At 67.4% G+C, this 15237-nt stretch carries 13 protein-coding genes; 11 read left to right on the top strand and 2 right to left on the bottom strand.

The features are described from left to right. Positions 1-94: 94 nt before the first annotated feature. Positions 95-1168: a CDP-6-deoxy-delta-3,4-glucoseen reductase gene (locus CTP10_RS13405; RefSeq protein ID WP_116318017.1), complete on the bottom strand. Its 1074-nt coding sequence runs from the start codon at positions 1166-1168 to the stop codon at positions 95-97. Between the two features lie 9 nt (positions 1169-1177). On the opposite strand from CTP10_RS13405, the gene CTP10_RS13400 reads away from it, so the two are divergent. The 11 genes from CTP10_RS13400 (at position 1178) to hutG (ending at position 13532) form a co-directional block, all read left to right on the top strand. Next, the gene (locus CTP10_RS13400) at positions 1178-2152 is read left to right on the top strand and encodes an NAD-dependent epimerase/dehydratase family protein (protein WP_116318016.1); all 975 of its coding nucleotides are present in this window, start codon (positions 1178-1180) and stop codon (positions 2150-2152) included. 352 nt (positions 2153-2504) lie between these two features. Further along, positions 2505-3440: an ABC transporter substrate-binding protein gene (locus CTP10_RS13395; protein ID WP_442875126.1), complete on the top strand. Its 936-nt coding sequence runs from the start codon at positions 2505-2507 to the stop codon at positions 3438-3440. Positions 3441-3469: 29 nt separating this feature from the next. After that, a complete protein-coding gene (locus tag CTP10_RS13390) occupies positions 3470-4336 on the top strand; it encodes an ABC transporter permease (protein WP_116318014.1) in 867 nt (288 codons plus the stop codon). Next, on the top strand, positions 4333-5112 hold the full coding sequence (locus tag CTP10_RS13385) for an ABC transporter ATP-binding protein (protein WP_116318013.1): 780 nt from the start codon (positions 4333-4335) through the stop codon (positions 5110-5112). The genes CTP10_RS13390 and CTP10_RS13385 overlap by 4 nt, the downstream gene beginning before the upstream one ends. Positions 5113-5118: 6 nt before the next feature. Continuing rightward, positions 5119-5877, top strand: coding sequence for a histidine utilization repressor (gene hutC, locus CTP10_RS13380; RefSeq protein WP_116318012.1), 759 nt, complete (start codon positions 5119-5121; stop codon positions 5875-5877). 75 nt (positions 5878-5952) lie between these two features. Then, positions 5953-7527 carry a histidine ammonia-lyase gene (gene hutH / locus CTP10_RS13375; protein WP_116318011.1) on the top strand — a complete coding sequence of 525 codons (1575 nt, stop codon included), beginning with the start codon at positions 5953-5955 and terminating at the stop codon, positions 7525-7527. Between the two features lie 144 nt (positions 7528-7671). Continuing rightward, the gene (hutU, locus tag CTP10_RS13370) at positions 7672-9372 is read left to right on the top strand and encodes a urocanate hydratase (protein ID WP_116318010.1); all 1701 of its coding nucleotides are present in this window, start codon (positions 7672-7674) and stop codon (positions 9370-9372) included. Continuing rightward, positions 9369-9977, top strand: coding sequence for a HutD/Ves family protein (locus tag CTP10_RS13365; RefSeq protein ID WP_116318009.1), 609 nt, complete (start codon positions 9369-9371; stop codon positions 9975-9977). Before hutU ends, CTP10_RS13365 begins: the two co-directional genes overlap by 4 nt. Beyond that, positions 9974-11248: an imidazolonepropionase gene (hutI, locus tag CTP10_RS13360; RefSeq protein ID WP_116318008.1), complete on the top strand. Its 1275-nt coding sequence runs from the start codon at positions 9974-9976 to the stop codon at positions 11246-11248. Before CTP10_RS13365 ends, hutI begins: the two co-directional genes overlap by 4 nt. Next, the gene (locus CTP10_RS13355; protein WP_116318007.1) at positions 11245-12651 is read left to right on the top strand and encodes a formimidoylglutamate deiminase; all 1407 of its coding nucleotides are present in this window, start codon (positions 11245-11247) and stop codon (positions 12649-12651) included. The genes hutI and CTP10_RS13355 overlap by 4 nt, the downstream gene beginning before the upstream one ends. Positions 12652-12716: 65 nt before the next feature. Then, positions 12717-13532: an N-formylglutamate deformylase gene (gene hutG, locus CTP10_RS13350; RefSeq protein ID WP_116318006.1), complete on the top strand. Its 816-nt coding sequence runs from the start codon at positions 12717-12719 to the stop codon at positions 13530-13532. A gap of 76 nt (positions 13533-13608) precedes the next feature. On the opposite strand, the gene CTP10_RS13345 is transcribed toward hutG, so the two are convergent. Next, positions 13609-15234, bottom strand: coding sequence for a bifunctional aspartate transaminase/aspartate 4-decarboxylase (locus tag CTP10_RS13345; RefSeq protein WP_116318005.1), 1626 nt, complete (start codon positions 15232-15234; stop codon positions 13609-13611). Positions 15235-15237: the final 3 nt, after the last annotated feature.

The following is a 15237-nucleotide window of genomic DNA, read 5'->3' as shown; positions in this document are numbered from 1 at the left end:
GCATGCGGGCAAATATAAGGCGCATGTGCCCGGGTGTCAAAACGAATTTTGGCAGGCCCGGGCATTGTTGCGCTGAGGGAACGGCTGGCGGGCGTCAGGCCGCCGGAGTGGCCGGAGCCGATCCCGCCGGGTGCATGTCGGCCTCGGAGGTGAACGAGTCGGCGAAGAACGCGTCTTCGTGCAGCTTGCACTGACGGGTAAAGTCGCCGCGCGCGGCGTTGATCATCACCGGCGCCCCGCACGCGTAGACCTCGTGCCCCGACATGTCGGGGTGGTCGGCGATCACGGCCTGGTGGACGAAGCCGGTGCGGCCCTCCCAGTTGTCTTCGGGCAGCGCGTCGGACACCACCGGCACGTACTTGAAGTTGGGCAGGTCGCGCGCCCATTGCTCGGCGAGCGCGTGCATGTACAGGTCCTTGGGCCGGCGGCCGCCCCAGTACAGCGTCATCGGGCGCGTGATGCCGGTGTAGGCGGCATGCTCGACGATGGCCTTGATCGGCGCGAAACCGGTGCCGGAAGCCAGCAGGATGATCGGAGCCTCCGATTCCTCGCGCAGGAAGAAGCTGCCCAGCGGCCCTTCGAAGCGCAGGATGTCGCGCTCCTTCATGACCGGCTGGCCTTCCTTGGCGCCGAACACGTAGTCGGTGAAGGCGCCGCCCGGCATATGGCGGATATGCAGCTCGATCGGGCCGTCCTCGTGCGGCGGCGTGGCGATCGAATAGCTGCGGCGCTTGCCGTCGCGCAGCAGGAATTCCACGTACTGGCCGGCCAGGTACTGCATGCGCTCGGTAGCGGGCAGCTGCAGCTTGATGGCGATCACGTCGTCGGCCAGGCGCTCCAGCGAGGTCACGCGGCACGGCACCTTCTTGATCGGGATGTCGCCTGCGCCGTGGACTTCGCGGCATTCGATGGTGATGTCCGAGGCGGCGTTGGCGCAGCAGAACAGCGCGCGGCCCTCGGTCTTTTCCTGCGCGGTCAGTGCCGCCGGGGCGTGGTCGCCCTGCACGATGGTGCCTTCCAGCACGCGGCCCTTGCACGAGCCGCAGGCGCCGTTCTTGCAGCCGTAGGGCAGGCCGATGCTGTGGCGCAGGGCTGCGCCGAGGATGGTTTCGTCCGTAGCCACTTCGAACTTGTGGCCACTGGGCATGACGGTTACTTGATAAGCCATAATCGGTCTATGAGCCAAATTCAGTCGATGCTGCAGCCCTCGCGCCTCCCAGTCCTGCCGGTCCCCAGCCGTCGGCTGGGCCGTCCGCGCCTGTTGATCGTCGGGTGCGGGGATGTGGGGACGCGCTGCCTGCGAATCCTGTCGTCGCGCATGCGCGTGTTTGCCGTCACGTCGCAGCCGGCGCGCCGCGCCGAACTGCGCGCCGCCGGCGCGGTGCCGCTGGTGGCGGACCTGGACCGGCCGGCAACGCTGGCGCGGCTGCGGGGGCTGGCCACGCAGGTGCTGGACCTGGCGCCGCCGCCCGGTCAGGGCGAAGGCGATCCGCGCACACGTGCCTTGCTCGCCGCCTTGCGCCGCAAGGCCTGGCGGCAGCCTGGCAAGCCCGCCATTCTACCCGACGAGGCCCCGCCCCGCGCTGCGTTTGTCTACGCCAGCACCTCCGGCGTCTACGGCGACCGGCAGGGCGCACGGGTGTCCGAAGTCCATGCGGTGCGACCGCAGACGGCGCGCGCGCGCCGCCGCGTGGCCGCCGAGGGGACGGTGCGCGCCTTTGGCCGCGATGCCGGCTGGCGCACCAGCATCGTGCGCATCCCGGGTATCTATGCCGCCGAGCGGCTGCCGGTGGCACGGCTCAAGCGGGGCACGCCCGCGCTGGTGCCGCAGGACGACGTCTACACCAGCCATATCCACGCCGACGACCTGGCCCGCATCATGGTCGCCGCGCTGTTCCGCGGCCGCCCGCAGCGCGTGGTCCACGCCAGCGACGATACCGAGCTGCGCATGGCCGACTACTTCGACCTGGTAGCCGATCGCCGCGGCCTGCCACGCCCGCCGCGCATCACGCGCGGCCAGGCGCGCGAAGTGATCGAGCCGACGCTGCTGAGCTTCATGAGCGAATCGCGCCGGCTTGACAATCGCCGGCTCAAACGCGAACTGCGCCTGCGGCTGCGTTATCCCACCGTCGCTTCCTTCTTCGACGCCTGACCGCGCCTGTCCTTGGCACGCGCCTTGCTCGCTCCGAGCGCGCCTAACCCCTGTCTATACAGCAACACATCTGATGCCTCGGTGTGGTGCTGCCGGCACCAACAGTGCGCGGCAGCATCAACGTCGTCATTGATGAATCCCTGTCAAATGGCGATTCCCAAGGAAAAGTGACTGTCAGATCCTCCGTGGAAGCCCTACGTTGACTTGTATATACAGGCATTGTTTAATGCCCGAAAACGAGCACGCCACAAGCATGGCCTGCCGTCGACGGACACACCAAAGGAGCGTACCGATGAGGATGGAAAGCCGCATGCAGGGCAGGATTCAAAGCAGGGTTCGTGGCCGCAAGGCAATGCAGGCCGCGCTATTTGCCGCGGCTGTCACCATGGCCGGCGCCGGCCATGCGCAGACCACCAAGGTCACGCTCGGCATGAGCGGCTGGACCGGCTTCGCGCCGCTGACGCTGGCCGACAAGGCAGGCATCTTCAAGAAGAACGGCGTCGAGGTCGACATCAAGATGATCCCGCAGAAGGACCGTCACCTGGCGCTGGCCTCCGGTGCGATCCAGTGCGCGGCCACTACCGTCGAGACCCATGTGGCCTGGAACGCCAACGGCGTGCCCATCACCCAGATCGTGCAGCTCGACAAGTCCTATGGCGCCGACGGCCTGGCCGTGCGCGGCGATGTCAAAAGCTTTGCCGACCTGAAGGGCAAGACCATCGGCGTCGATGCGCCGGGCACCGCGCCGTATTTCGGCCTGGCCTGGATGCTGAAGAAAAACGGCATGTCGCTCAAGGACGTCAAGACCACCACGCTGTCGCCGCAGGCGGCCGCGCAGGCCTTCGTGGCCGGCCAGAACGACGGCGCCATGACCTACGAGCCGTACCTGTCCACCGTCCGCCAGAACCCGGACAAGGGCAAGATCCTGGCGACCACGCTGGACTACCCGATGGTGACCGACACGCTGGGCTGCGCGCCCAAGTGGCTCAAGGAGAACCCCAAGGCGGCCCAGGCGCTGGTCGACAGCTATTTCGAGGCGCTGGAGATGATCCGCAAGGAGCCGGAGAAGTCCAACGAGATCATGGGCGCCGCGGTCAAGCAGACCGCCGAGCAGTTCGCCAAGTCTTCCGCCTACCTGCGCTGGCAGGACCGGGAGGCCAACAAGAAGTTCTTTGCCGGCGAGCTCGCCAGCTTCAGCAAGGAAGCGGCGGGCGTGCTGATGGACATCGGCGTGATCCGCCAGGTGCCCGACGTGACGGCGTTGTATGACGCGCGTTTCCTCAAGTAAGCAGAGCAGTCGCAAGGAGGCGTGACGTCATGACGCAAGCCCATGTAGGTTCTTCGGCCCGCCCCGCGGCGGCGGGCGCCGCGCCCGGCGCAGCGCCCGCGCGGCGGCGCCATCCGTGGCTGTCGCCGCTGGTTCCGGTCGCGCCCAATGCGCGCTGGATGCTGGGGCTGTCCTTCTTCGTGCTGTTCTTCGGCATCTGGGCCGCGGTGACGCTGGGCGGCTTCGTGCCGCGCACGTTCCTGGCCGATCCGATGACGATGGCCAAGGAGGGCTTCATCCTTTTCACGGAGCACAATTTCATCGGCGACATCGGCATGACCGTCTGGCGCGTGCTCGGCGGCTTCGTGCTGGCCGCGGTGCTGGCCGTGCCGCTGGGCATCTTCATGGGCTCGTACAAGGCTGCCGAGGCGTTCTTCGAGCCGTTCGTCTCGTTCTGCCGCTACCTGCCCGCGTCGGCCTTCATCCCGCTGCTGATCCTGTGGGCCGGCATCGGCGAGACGCAGAAGCTGCTTGTGATCTTCATCGGCTCGTTCTTCCAGATCGTGCTGATGGTGGCGGTGGCCGTCGGTGGGGCGCGCAAGGACCTGGTGGAGGCGGCCTACACGCTGGGCGCCAACAGCGCCGGCATCGTGCGCCGCGTGCTGATCCCGGGCGCGGCGCCGGAAATCGCGGAAATCCTGCGGCTGGTGCTGGGCTGGGCCTGGACCTATGTGATCGTGGCCGAGCTGATCGGCTCGTCGTCCGGTATCGGGCACATGATCACCGACAGCCAGGCGCTGCTCAATACCGGGCAGATCATCTTCGGCATCATCGTGATCGGCTGCATCGGGCTGGTCTCCGACCTTGTCTTCAAGCGCGCCAACCAGCGCCTGTTCCCGTGGAGTTCGATCCAATGAGCGCACTGTCCATCCAGCAGGTCTCGCGTACCTTCGCCAACCCGCGTGGCGGGCAGACGCTGGCGCTGCAGCCGGTCGATTTCGAGGTGCGCGACAACGACTTCGTCACCATCCTGGGTCCGTCGGGCTGCGGCAAGTCCACGCTGCTGCGCATCGTCGCCGGGCTGGATACGCCGTCCACCGGCCGCGTGCTGCTCGACGGCCAGCCGGTGTCCGCTCCGGGTGCGGACCGTGGCATGGTGTTCCAGTCGTACACGCTGTTCCCGTGGCTGACGATCGAGCAGAACGTGCGCTTCGGCCTGCGCGAGCGCGGCATGAGCGCGGCCGACCAGAAGGAGCGCAGCGACTTCTTTATCCAGCGCGTGGGCCTGCGCGGCTTCGAGCACCATTTCCCCAAGCAGCTCTCGGGCGGCATGCAGCAGCGCACCGCGATCGCGCGGGCGCTGGCCAACGATCCCAAGATCCTGCTGCTCGACGAGCCCTTCGGCGCGCTCGACAACCAGACCCGCGTGCTGATGCAGGAGTTGTTGCTCGGCATATGGGAAGCGGCGCGCAAGACGGTATTATTCGTGACCCATGATATCGACGAGGCCATTTTCATGGCCAACCGGGTGGCGGTGTTTTCCGCCAGGCCGGGTCGGATCAAGAGCGATATCGCGGTCGACTTCCCGCATCCGCGCCATTACACCATCAAGACCTCCCCGGAGTTTTCCGCGCTCAAGGCGCGGCTGACCGAGGAAATCCGCGCCGAGGCGATTGCCGCGGCCGAGCACTGAAACGCCATGAACCACGCCGTCGGCTCCGCCACCCCTGCTTCCTCTCCCACCGCGCTCTACCAGCAGGTGAAGGAGTACATCGCCCGCCAGATCCAGAGCGGCGCGTGGCAGCCGGGCGACCGGGTGCCGTCGGAGCAGGAACTGGTGAACCGCTTCGGCGTGTCGCGCATGACCGTCAACCGGGCCCTGCGCGAGCTGTCGGAGCAGGGCCGGGTGGTGCGTGTCGCAGGCGTCGGCACCTTCGTGGCCGAGCACAAGCCGCAGTCGACGCTGCTGTCCGTGGTCAACCTGCAGGACGAGATCCGCATGCGCGGGCATGACTACGCCTGCGACGTGATCCTGGTCGAGCGGGTCTCGGCGTCGATCGAGGTGGCGGCCGCGCTGGAGCTGCATACCGGCGAGTCGGTGTTCCATTCGGTCTGCGTGCATCGTGAAGACGGCGTGCCGGTGCAGCTGGAAGACCGCTATGTGAACCCGCGCGTGGCGCCGGATTTCATCGGCCAGGACTTCAGTGCGACCCAGCCCGGCGAATACCTGTTGCGCCACGTGCCCTACGATCAGGTAGAGCATGTGGTCGATGCCATCGCCGCCACGCCGGAGCAGGCCGCGCAGCTGGAAATGCCGCCGACGCAGCCCTGCCTGATGCTGACCCGCCGTACCTGGACCAACAGTGTGCCGGTGACGTTCGTCCGTTGCCTGCATCCGGGCAACCGCTACCGCCTCGGCAGCCGCTTCCGCGCCGACGGCAATCCCGCTTTCGGCTGAGTCGCGCGTTACCAACCGCGAGGGTCAGCCACTGCTTCAATTTTTATCCTAAGCTGTATAGACAGGAACATACAAATGACTGCGAGCCAACACGACCAAGCCTCCCGCCCGCTGCTGACCTTGCAGCCGGGCCAAGTTACCCTGGCCGATCTGCGCCGCATCTACCGCGGCGAAGTGCGGTTGGCCATGGCCGATTCCGCCTGGGCGGGCGTGCGCGCGGCGCAGGCCACCGTGCAGGACATCATCGACGCCGACGCCGTCGTCTACGGCATCAATACCGGCTTCGGCAAGCTGGCGCAGACCCGCATCCCCAACGACAAGCTGGCGCAGCTGCAGCGCAACCTGGTGCTGTCGCACAGCGTCGGTACCGGCCCGGACCTGGCCGGGGACACCGTGCGTTTGATCCTTGCCATCAAGGCGGTCAGCCTCGCGCGCGGCCGCTCGGGCATTCGCCCGGAACTGGTCGAGGCGCTGCTGGCGCTGGCCAACCACGGCGTGACGCCGTGCATCCCGGCCAAGGGATCAGTTGGCGCCTCGGGCGACCTTGCGCCGCTGGCGCATATGTCATGCACGCTGATCGGCGTGGGCGACGTGCTGGTCGACGGCAAGCGCTTGCCGGCAGCCGAGGGCCTGGCCCATGCTGGCCTGAAGGCTTTCGAACTGGGCCCGAAGGAAGGCCTGGCGCTGCTCAATGGCACCCAGGTGTCGACCGCGCTGGCGCTGGCCGGCCTGTTCGCCGCCGAGGACACCTTCGCCGCCGGCCTGGTGGCGGGCGCGCTGTCGCTGGAAGCCATCAAGGGCTCGGTCAAGCCGTTCGACGCGCGCATCCATGAGGCCCGCGGCCAGGCCGGCCAGATAGCCGTGGCCGGCGCCGTGCGCACGATGCTGGATGGCAGCGAGATCGTCGATTCGCACAAGGCCTGCGGCCGCGTGCAGGACCCGTACTCGATCCGTTGCCAGCCGCAGGTGATGGGCGCGTGCCTGGACAACCTGCAGCACGCCGCGCGCATCCTGCAGATCGAAGCCAATGCCGCATCGGACAACCCGCTGGTGTTCCCCGAGCAGGGCGACGTGATCTCCGGTGGCAACTTCCACGCCGAGCCGGTGGCCTTCGCCGCCGACATCATTGCGCTGGCGATCGCGGAGATCGGCGCGATTTCCGAGCGCCGCCTGGCGCTGCTGCTCGATACCGGACTGTCGGGCCTGCCACCGTTCCTGGTGCGCGATGGCGGTTTGAACTCGGGCTTCATGATTGCGCAGGTGACTGCCGCGGCGCTGGCCTCCGAGAACAAGTCGCTGGCCCATCCGTCCAGCGTGGACAGCCTGCCGACTTCGGCCAACCAGGAAGACCATGTGTCGATGGCCACCTACGGCGCGCGCCGGCTGGGCGATATGGCGGCCAATACCGCGGTGGTGGTCGGCATCGAGGCGATGGCTGCGGCGCAGGGCATCGAGTTCCATCGGCCGCTGAAGTCGTCGCCGCTGGTGGAGCAGGAATTGGCCCGCATCCGTGCCCGGGTGGATTTTGTGGAGGGCGACCGCTACCTCGCGCCGGATATCGAAGCGATGAAGCAGTGGGTGGTGCAGGGCGATGCGGGCGCGGGTTGGCCGCAGGCGGTTCGTGAAATTTTGCCGACTAACGCAGGTTGATGCGCCTGCCCTCTCTCCCGGCCCCTCTCCCGCGAGCGGGAGAGGGGCGGGGGAGAGGGCCAGCGCTTCCGATTGCAATCACGTACCAAGTGGCACCAGCCTGAATTGATCGCGCCACAAGCGCCTTCGACGGAGAACAAAGACATGAACGCCAACGAAAACCAATTCATCCAGCGTGGCCAGCGTGAAATCCGCGCCCCGCACGGCACCCACCTGCATTGCAAGAACTGGCTGATCGAAGCCGCCTACCGCATGATCCAGAACAACCTGGATCCCGATGTGGCCGAGCGCCCGCAGGACCTGGTGGTGTACGGCGGCATCGGCAAGGCTGCGCGCAACTGGGAATGCTTCGATGCCATCCTCGACAGCCTGCGCCGCCTGGGCGAGGACGAATCGTTGCTGGTGCAGTCGGGCAAGCCCGTCGGCGTGTTCCGCACGCACCCGGACGCGCCGCGCGTGCTGATCGCCAATTCCAACCTGGTGCCGCACTGGGCCACCTGGGACAAGTTCAACGAGCTCGATCGCGCTGGCCTGATGATGTACGGCCAGATGACCGCGGGCTCGTGGATCTACATCGGCACGCAGGGCATCGTGCAGGGCACCTACGAGACCTTTGTCGAGGCTGGCCGCCAGCACTACAACGGCGATTTGTCGGGCAAGTGGATCCTGACCGCGGGCCTCGGCGGCATGGGCGGTGCGCAGCCGCTGGCGGGTGTGCTGGCCGGTGCCTGCGTGCTGGCGATCGAATGCCAGGAATCGCGCATCGACTTCCGCCTGCGTACGCGCTACCTCGACAAGAAGGCCACCACGCTGGACGAGGCGCTGGCGATGATCGACGAGGCCACGCAGAAGAAGGAAGCGATCTCGGTCGGCCTGCTCGGCAACGCCGCGGACATCGTGCCGGAACTGGCCAAGCGCGCGCAAGCCGGCGGCATGCGTCCGCATATCGTCACCGACCAGACCTCGGCGCATGACCTGGTCAACGGCTACCTGCCGCAAGGCTGGACCGTCGAGCAGTGGGAAGACACACGCAAGCGCGATCCCAAGTCGGTGGAAGCCGCCGCGCGGCCCGCCATCGTCAAGCATGTGCAGGCCATGCTCGACTTCCAGAAGATGGGCGTGCCGACGGTGGACTACGGCAACAACATCCGACAGGTCGCGTTCGACGAAGGCGTGCAGAATGCCTTCGATTTCCCGGGCTTCGTGCCGGCCTATATCCGCCCGCTGTTCTGCCGCGGCAAGGGCCCGTTCCGCTGGGTGGCGCTGTCGGGCGATCCCGAGGACATCTACAAGACCGATGCCAAGATGAAGGAGCTGTTCCCCGAGGGCAAGCACCTGCACCGCTGGCTCGACATGGCGCACGACCGCATCGCCTTCCAGGGCCTGCCTGCGCGCATCTGCTGGGTGGGCCTGGACGAGCGCCATCGCGCTGGCCTGGCCTTCAACGAGATGGTCAGGTCGGGCGAGCTGAAGGCGCCGGTGGTGATCGGCCGCGACCACCTGGACTGCGGCTCGGTGGCGTCGCCCAACCGCGAGACCGAAGCGATGCGCGACGGCTCCGATGCCGTGTCCGACTGGCCGTTGCTGAACGCGCTGCTCAATACCGCCGGCGGCGCCACCTGGGTCAGCCTGCACCATGGCGGTGGCGTGGGCATGGGTTTCTCGCAACACTCCGGCGTGGTGATCGTCTGCGACGGCACCGACGCCGCTGCCAGGCGCATCGAACGCGTGCTGTGGAACGATCCGGCCACCGGCGTCATGCGCCATGCCGATGCGGGCTACGACATCGCCATCGAATGCGCGCACGAGAAGGGCCTGAACCTGCCGATGGTGAAGCGCGCATGAGCACCGTGATGCCACAGCAATTCTCGCTCGCGGGCATCGACCCGACGCGCTGGAAGAACGGCGGCGGCAACACGCGCGAGATCGCGGTGTGGCCGCCGGGCGCCGGCATGGATGACTTTGTCTGGCGCCTGAGCGTGGCCGATATCGAAGCCGATGGCCCGTTCTCGGCATTCCCGGGTATCGACCGCCAGATCGTGCTGCTCGACGGTGCCGGCGTGATGCTGCGCGCCGACGACGGCAGCTTCAGCCACCGGCTGGTCCAGCCGGGCGCACCGTTTGCGTTTTCGGGTGACACCGGCCTGCAGGCGGCGCTGCTCGATGGCGCCACGCGCGACTTCAACGTGATGACGCGGCGCGGCCGCTGCCGCGCGCGCGTCGATGCGTTCCGCCACGGGTTTGCCGTCAGCACCGGTGACGATACCGTATGCCTGCTTGCCGTGTCCGGCACCTGGCTGGCACAGGAGGCGCAGCCGGCCGTCGCGCTGGAAGCGGGGCAGGGCCTGCTGTATGCCGCCGGCGAATCCGCTGGCTGGCAAGCTTTTGCACCGGGCGGCGACGATGCGCTGTGCCTGTGTGTCACGCTGGAAATGGAGTCCGACCAATGACGCTGCCTTCCGTACCCGGCACCGCCACCGCTGCCACCGCCGCCAGTGCCGATGGTGTCTGGCACAACTGCCACCTGCTGCCCGATGCCGATCCGGTGCGCGCCATCCGCGATGCCGCGCTCGTGGTCGAGCATGGCCGCATTGCCTGGCTCGGCGTCGCGGCCGACTTGCCGCAGGCTTACCGCGACCTGCCGCGCCACGACGCCAACGGCGCATGGATCACGCCGGGACTGGTCGATTGCCACACGCACCTGGTCTACGGCGGCCAGCGCGCCGACGAGTTCGCCATGCGCCTGGCCGGCGCGGGCTATGAGGAAATCGCGCGCGCCGGCGGCGGCATCGTCTCGACCGTGCGCGCCACCCGCGCCGCCGACGAAGACACGCTGTTCGCGCAGGCCGCCACGCGGTTGCAACCGCTGCTGGCCGAGGGCGTGACCGCCATCGAAATCAAGTCGGGCTACGGCCTCAGCCTCGAAGCCGAGCGCAAGCAGCTGCGCGTGGCCCGCCGGCTGGGCGAGCAGTTCGGCGTGTCGGTGCACACCACCTTCCTAGGCGCGCACGCGCTGCCGCCCGAGTACGCTGGCCGCGCCGACGACTACATCGACCTGGTGTGCAACACTATGCTGCCGGCGCTTGCCGAAGAAGGGCTGGTCGACGCCGTCGATGCCTTCTGCGAATCGATCGGTTTCTCGATCGCGCAGACCGAACGCGTCTTCGATGCCGCAGCGCGCCACGGCGTGCGCGTCAAGCTGCACGCCGAGCAGCTCAGCAACCTCGGCGGCGCGGCGCTGGCCGCACGCCATCGCGCGCTGTCGGCAGACCACCTCGAGCATCTCGATGAGGCCGGCGTGGCCGCGATGGCCGAAGCCGGCACGGTCGCGGTGCTGCTGCCCGGCGCGTACTATTTCCTGCGCGACACCAACCTGCCGCCGATCGCGCTGTTGCGCCAATACGGCGTGCCGATGGCGATCTCGACCGACCACAACCCTGGCACTTCGCCGGTGACGTCGCTGCTGCTGATGATGAATATGGCCTGTACGCTGTTCCGCCTGACGGTGCCCGAAGCGCTGGCCGGCGTGACCCAGCATGCGGCGCGCGCGCTGGGTGCGTCGGATCGCCACGGCAAGCTGGAAGCGGGGCGCACGGCCGACTTCGTGCTGTGGCGCGTCGATTCGCCGGCGGAGCTGGCGTACTGGTTCGGCCGCAATCCTGCTGCCGCGGTCGTGCGGCAAGGGCGTGTTTATCCGGCGCAGGGAGGCGTATCGGCATGAGCGCATCACAGCTCTTCGCAGACTGGGCCCTGCTGCCCGAAGGCTGGGCGCGCGACGTGCTGCTCGCGTGGGACGAGCAGGGCCGCCTGACCAGCGTGCAAGCCGGCGCCACTGCAAGTGCCGGCGTGCCGCGCGCAGCGGGCCCGGTGCTGCCAGGCATGCCCAACCTGCATTCGCACGCATTCCAGCGCGGCTTTGCCGGGCTGACCGAATGCCGCAGCCGCCCGCATGGCGACAACCCCGCCAGTTCCGATTCGTTCTGGAGCTGGCGCACGCTGATGTACCGTTTCGCGCAGCGGATCTCGCCCGACACGCTGGAAGCCATCGCCACGCAGCTCTACATCGAGATGCTGCGCGCGGGCTACACCAGCGTGTGCGAGTTCCACTACGTCCACCACGACGCCAACGGCAAGCCCTACGCCGATGCCGCCGAGATGTCGCTGCGGCTGCTGCGTGCGGCGCAGCGCACCGGCATCGGCATGACGCTGCTGCCGGTGCTGTACCAGACCGCCGGCTTCGGCGGCAAGCCGCCGCTGGCCGAGCAGCGCCGCTTCCTGCATGACACCGACGCCATGCTGCGGCTGCTGGAGCGCCTGTCGCCGGTGTGCGCGCAAGCCGGCGCACGTCTCGGGCTGGCGCCGCATTCGCTGCGCGCGGTGCCCGAACACAGCCTGCTGCATGCACTGTCGGGGCTGAAGGCGATCGACGCGCAGGCGCCGGTCCATATCCACATTGCCGAGCAGCAGCGCGAAGTCGACGACTGCATCGCCTGGTCTGGCACGCGCCCGGTGACATGGCTGTTCGATCATGTCGATGTCGATGCGCGCTGGTGCCTGGTGCACGCCACGCACATGGACTGGGATGAACGCCGCCGCCTCGCGCACAGCGGCGCCGTGGCCGGCATCTGTGCGACCACCGAAGCGAACCTCGGCGACGGCGTGTTCGAGGCGGCGCCTTACCTCGCGCAGCACGGCGCATGGGGCATCGGCTCAGACAGCCATGCCAGCGTCAGCGTGGCCGAGGAACTGCGGCTGTTCGAGTACGGCCAGCGGCTGGGCTTGCAGCAGCGCAACGTACTGGCCTCGGATGCCCACCTGCAGGTGGCCGATCGACTCTATCTGGAGGCCGTGGCAGGCGGCGCACGCGCCAGTGGCCGCGACGTGGCCGGGCTGGAACCTGGCCAGCAGGCGGACTTCGTGGTGCTGGACGGTGCGCATCCGACGCTGGCCGGCCTTGATGGCGCGCAGGCGCTGGCCACCCACGTGTTCGCCAACCACGGTCATGAGACACTAGCGGATGTCCGCACCGCCGGCCGCAGCCGCGTGCAGCATGGCGCGCATGCGCTGCAGGCCGAAGCGGCCCGGCAGTTCGTCGCCGCCCGCGCCGGCCTGCTGGCCGACTGAAACGCGACTGATTCGCGACTGATACGCGACGATTACAGGCACCGCCCAACGCATTGCACCAGAACATGTCCTTCTCCACCGATACCCCCGCCTTCACCCTGCATCGCGGCACGCGCCCGCTGCTCGTATCGATGCCGCACGTCGGCACGCACCTGCCGGCTTCGGTCTCGCAGCGCCTCACCGCCGAGGCCCGCACCGTGCCCGACACCGACTGGCACCTGGAACGCCTGTACGGCTTTGCCCGCGAGCTGGGCGCGTCCGTGCTGGTCGCCACGCATTCGCGCTACGTGGTGGACCTGAACCGTCCGCCCGACAACGCCAACCTGTATCCCGGCCAGGACACCACCGGCCTGTGCCCGGTCGACACCTTCGACAAGACGGCGCTTTATGCCGATGGCAGCAACGGCCCCGACGACGCGGAAATCGCCGCGCGCCGCGACGCGATCTGGCGCCCGTATCATGAAGCGCTGGCCGCGGAACTGGCGCGCCTGAAGGCCGAGCACGGCACCGTCGCGCTGTGGGATGCGCACTCGATCCGCTCGGCGCTGCCGCGCTTCTTCGAGGGCAAGCTGCCGGATTTCAATCTCGGCACGGCCAATGGCGAGAGCTGCGACGCGGGGCTGGCGAACCAGCTGCTCGAACTGGCGAGCGCTGTGCCCGGCCATACCGCGGTGCTCAACGGGCGTTTCAAGGGCGGCTATATCACGCGCCAGTACGGCAAGCCGCAGGATGGCGTGCACGCGGTGCAGCTTGAGCTGTCGCAGTGTGCGTATATGAGCGAGACATATCCGTTCGCCTATGACGAGGCGCGGTCGGCGGGGCTGCAGCCGGCGCTGCAAGGCATGCTGGCCACGGTGCTCGCGTTCGTCGAATCGCGGTAAGACAACTGGCGGGGCGCGTAAGGCATAAAAAAAGAGCCCGGCTCAGGGCCGGGCTCTCAGGCACGCCAACGAAGGCTTACTTCTTCACGACGTTCTTGTTCGCCTTGCTCCCCGTCGCCGCGTTGTACTTCTCCACATACTCCTCGAACAGCTTGCGGATCGCGCGGCCGATCTTGGCGTAATCAGCTTCATTGAGGTTGGCCAGTGACACCCGGCCAGACGGATGCCGCGTACCGAACCCGCGGCCCGGCAGCAACACCACGCCCGCCTCGTCGGCCAGCTCGAACAGCAGCTCGTTGGGCTCGACCGCCTCCATCACCCATTTGACGAACTCCGGCCCGATCGCCTTGCCGCCGAGCTGCTCGATATCGAGCAGCGTGTAGTAGTCGACCGCGTTCGGGTCATCGCCCTCCGGCGCAATGCCGATCTCGCGGTACAGCGCGGCCTTGCGGCTGCGGATCAGCCGCTTCATCGCGTTCTTGTAGTTGTCCGGCGTGTCCATCAGCGAGAACAGCGAGAACAGAACCATCTGCACCTGCTGCGGCGTGGACAGGCCAGCCGTGTGGTTCAGCGCCACGGTGCGGCTGTCGGCGACCAGGCGGTCGATGAACTTGAGCTTCTCCGGCTCGGTGGTGATCGAGCTGTAGCGCTTGTTCAACTGCTCGCGCTGCGCCTGCGGCAGCTTGCCGATCTGCAGGTCGAAGATATTGTCGCGGTGCGTGGCGATCACGCCCAGGCGCCAGCCGGTCGCGCCGAAGTACTTGGAGAACGAGTACACCAGGATGGTGTTCTTCGGGCACATCGCGAACAGCGAGACGAAGTTGTCGGCAAAGGTGCCGTAGACGTCGTCGGTCAGGATGATCAGGTCGGGGCGCTCTTCAATGATCGAGGCCAGGTATTCCAGGCTCTCGTCGCTCATGCGCACCGACGGCGGATTGCTAGGGTTGACCAGGAAGAAGGCCTTGACCTTGGGGTCGCGCAGCTTGTCCAGTTCCTTCTTCGAATATTGCCAGCGCGATTCGGGATCGGCGTCGACGGACAGCTCTTCCAGCTGGTAGTCGTTCAGTTCGGGGATCTCGATATACGGCGTGAAGATCGGCATGCCCAGCGCGATGGTGTCGCCGGCCTTGAGCAGGTGGTTCTCGCGGATAGTGTTGAACAGGTACGTCATCGCCGCGGTGCCGCCCTCGACCGCGAACAGGTCGAACTCGCCGATGAACGGATGGTCGCCGATCATCTCCTTGCGGATGTACTGGCCGACGATGGTCTCGGACAGCTTCAGCATGCGATCCGGCACCGGGTAGTTGCAGGCGAGGATGCCTTCGCACATCTCGTAGAGGAAGTCGCCGGCATTCAGGCCGAGCTGGTCGCGCACGTACGACACCGCACCGGCCAGGAACTTCACGCCCGGGGTGTCGGCGAATTCGCGCGCGAACAGGTCGAAGCGTTCCTCGATGCCATCGCGGCGCGGAAAGCCCCCCACGCCTTCGGGCATGTAAGAAAACGAACGCTCCGATTCACGCATGGCGAACAGGCCCAGCTGCCAGAAGCCGTGGCGCGGCACGGTGGCGAGGAAGTTGGGATTGCCGCGGCCCGCATTAAGCATCAGGCGTTCCGCATCGCTGCTGGCAAGCTTGATCAGCTCATCCTTCAGCTCGAACGGGGAAAGGCTGGCCAGCTTGGAGATATCGGGTTTGCTCATGGC

Origin of the sequence: Cupriavidus sp. P-10 (assembly GCF_003402535.2) — a bacterium.
GTDB lineage: Bacteria > Pseudomonadota > Gammaproteobacteria > Burkholderiales > Burkholderiaceae > Cupriavidus.
This window is presented reverse-complemented; position numbering and strand designations above follow the sequence as displayed.

What these genes read in the sequence shown, in the direction of transcription:
- hutI (WP_116318008.1), top strand. Translation starts at nt 9,974, where the DNA reads ATGACGCTGCCTTCCGTACCCGGCACCGCCACCGCTGCCACCGCCGCC.
- hutU (WP_116318010.1), top strand. Translation starts at nt 7,672, where the DNA reads ATGAACGCCAACGAAAACCAATTCATCCAGCGTGGCCAGCGTGAAATC.
- CTP10_RS13395 (WP_442875126.1), top strand. Translation starts at nt 2,505, where the DNA reads ATGCAGGCCGCGCTATTTGCCGCGGCTGTCACCATGGCCGGCGCCGGC.
- hutG (WP_116318006.1), top strand. Translation starts at nt 12,717, where the DNA reads ATGTCCTTCTCCACCGATACCCCCGCCTTCACCCTGCATCGCGGCACG.
- CTP10_RS13400 (WP_116318016.1), top strand. Translation starts at nt 1,178, where the DNA reads ATGAGCCAAATTCAGTCGATGCTGCAGCCCTCGCGCCTCCCAGTCCTG.
- CTP10_RS13385 (WP_116318013.1), top strand. Translation starts at nt 4,333, where the DNA reads ATGAGCGCACTGTCCATCCAGCAGGTCTCGCGTACCTTCGCCAACCCG.
- CTP10_RS13345 (WP_116318005.1), bottom strand. Translation starts at nt 15,234, where the DNA reads ATGAGCAAACCCGATATCTCCAAGCTGGCCAGCCTTTCCCCGTTCGAG.
- CTP10_RS13355 (WP_116318007.1), top strand. Translation starts at nt 11,245, where the DNA reads ATGAGCGCATCACAGCTCTTCGCAGACTGGGCCCTGCTGCCCGAAGGC.
- hutC (WP_116318012.1), top strand. Translation starts at nt 5,119, where the DNA reads ATGAACCACGCCGTCGGCTCCGCCACCCCTGCTTCCTCTCCCACCGCG.
- hutH (WP_116318011.1), top strand. Translation starts at nt 5,953, where the DNA reads ATGACTGCGAGCCAACACGACCAAGCCTCCCGCCCGCTGCTGACCTTG.
- CTP10_RS13365 (WP_116318009.1), top strand. Translation starts at nt 9,369, where the DNA reads ATGAGCACCGTGATGCCACAGCAATTCTCGCTCGCGGGCATCGACCCG.
- CTP10_RS13390 (WP_116318014.1), top strand. Translation starts at nt 3,470, where the DNA reads ATGACGCAAGCCCATGTAGGTTCTTCGGCCCGCCCCGCGGCGGCGGGC.
- CTP10_RS13405 (WP_116318017.1), bottom strand. Translation starts at nt 1,168, where the DNA reads ATGGCTTATCAAGTAACCGTCATGCCCAGTGGCCACAAGTTCGAAGTG.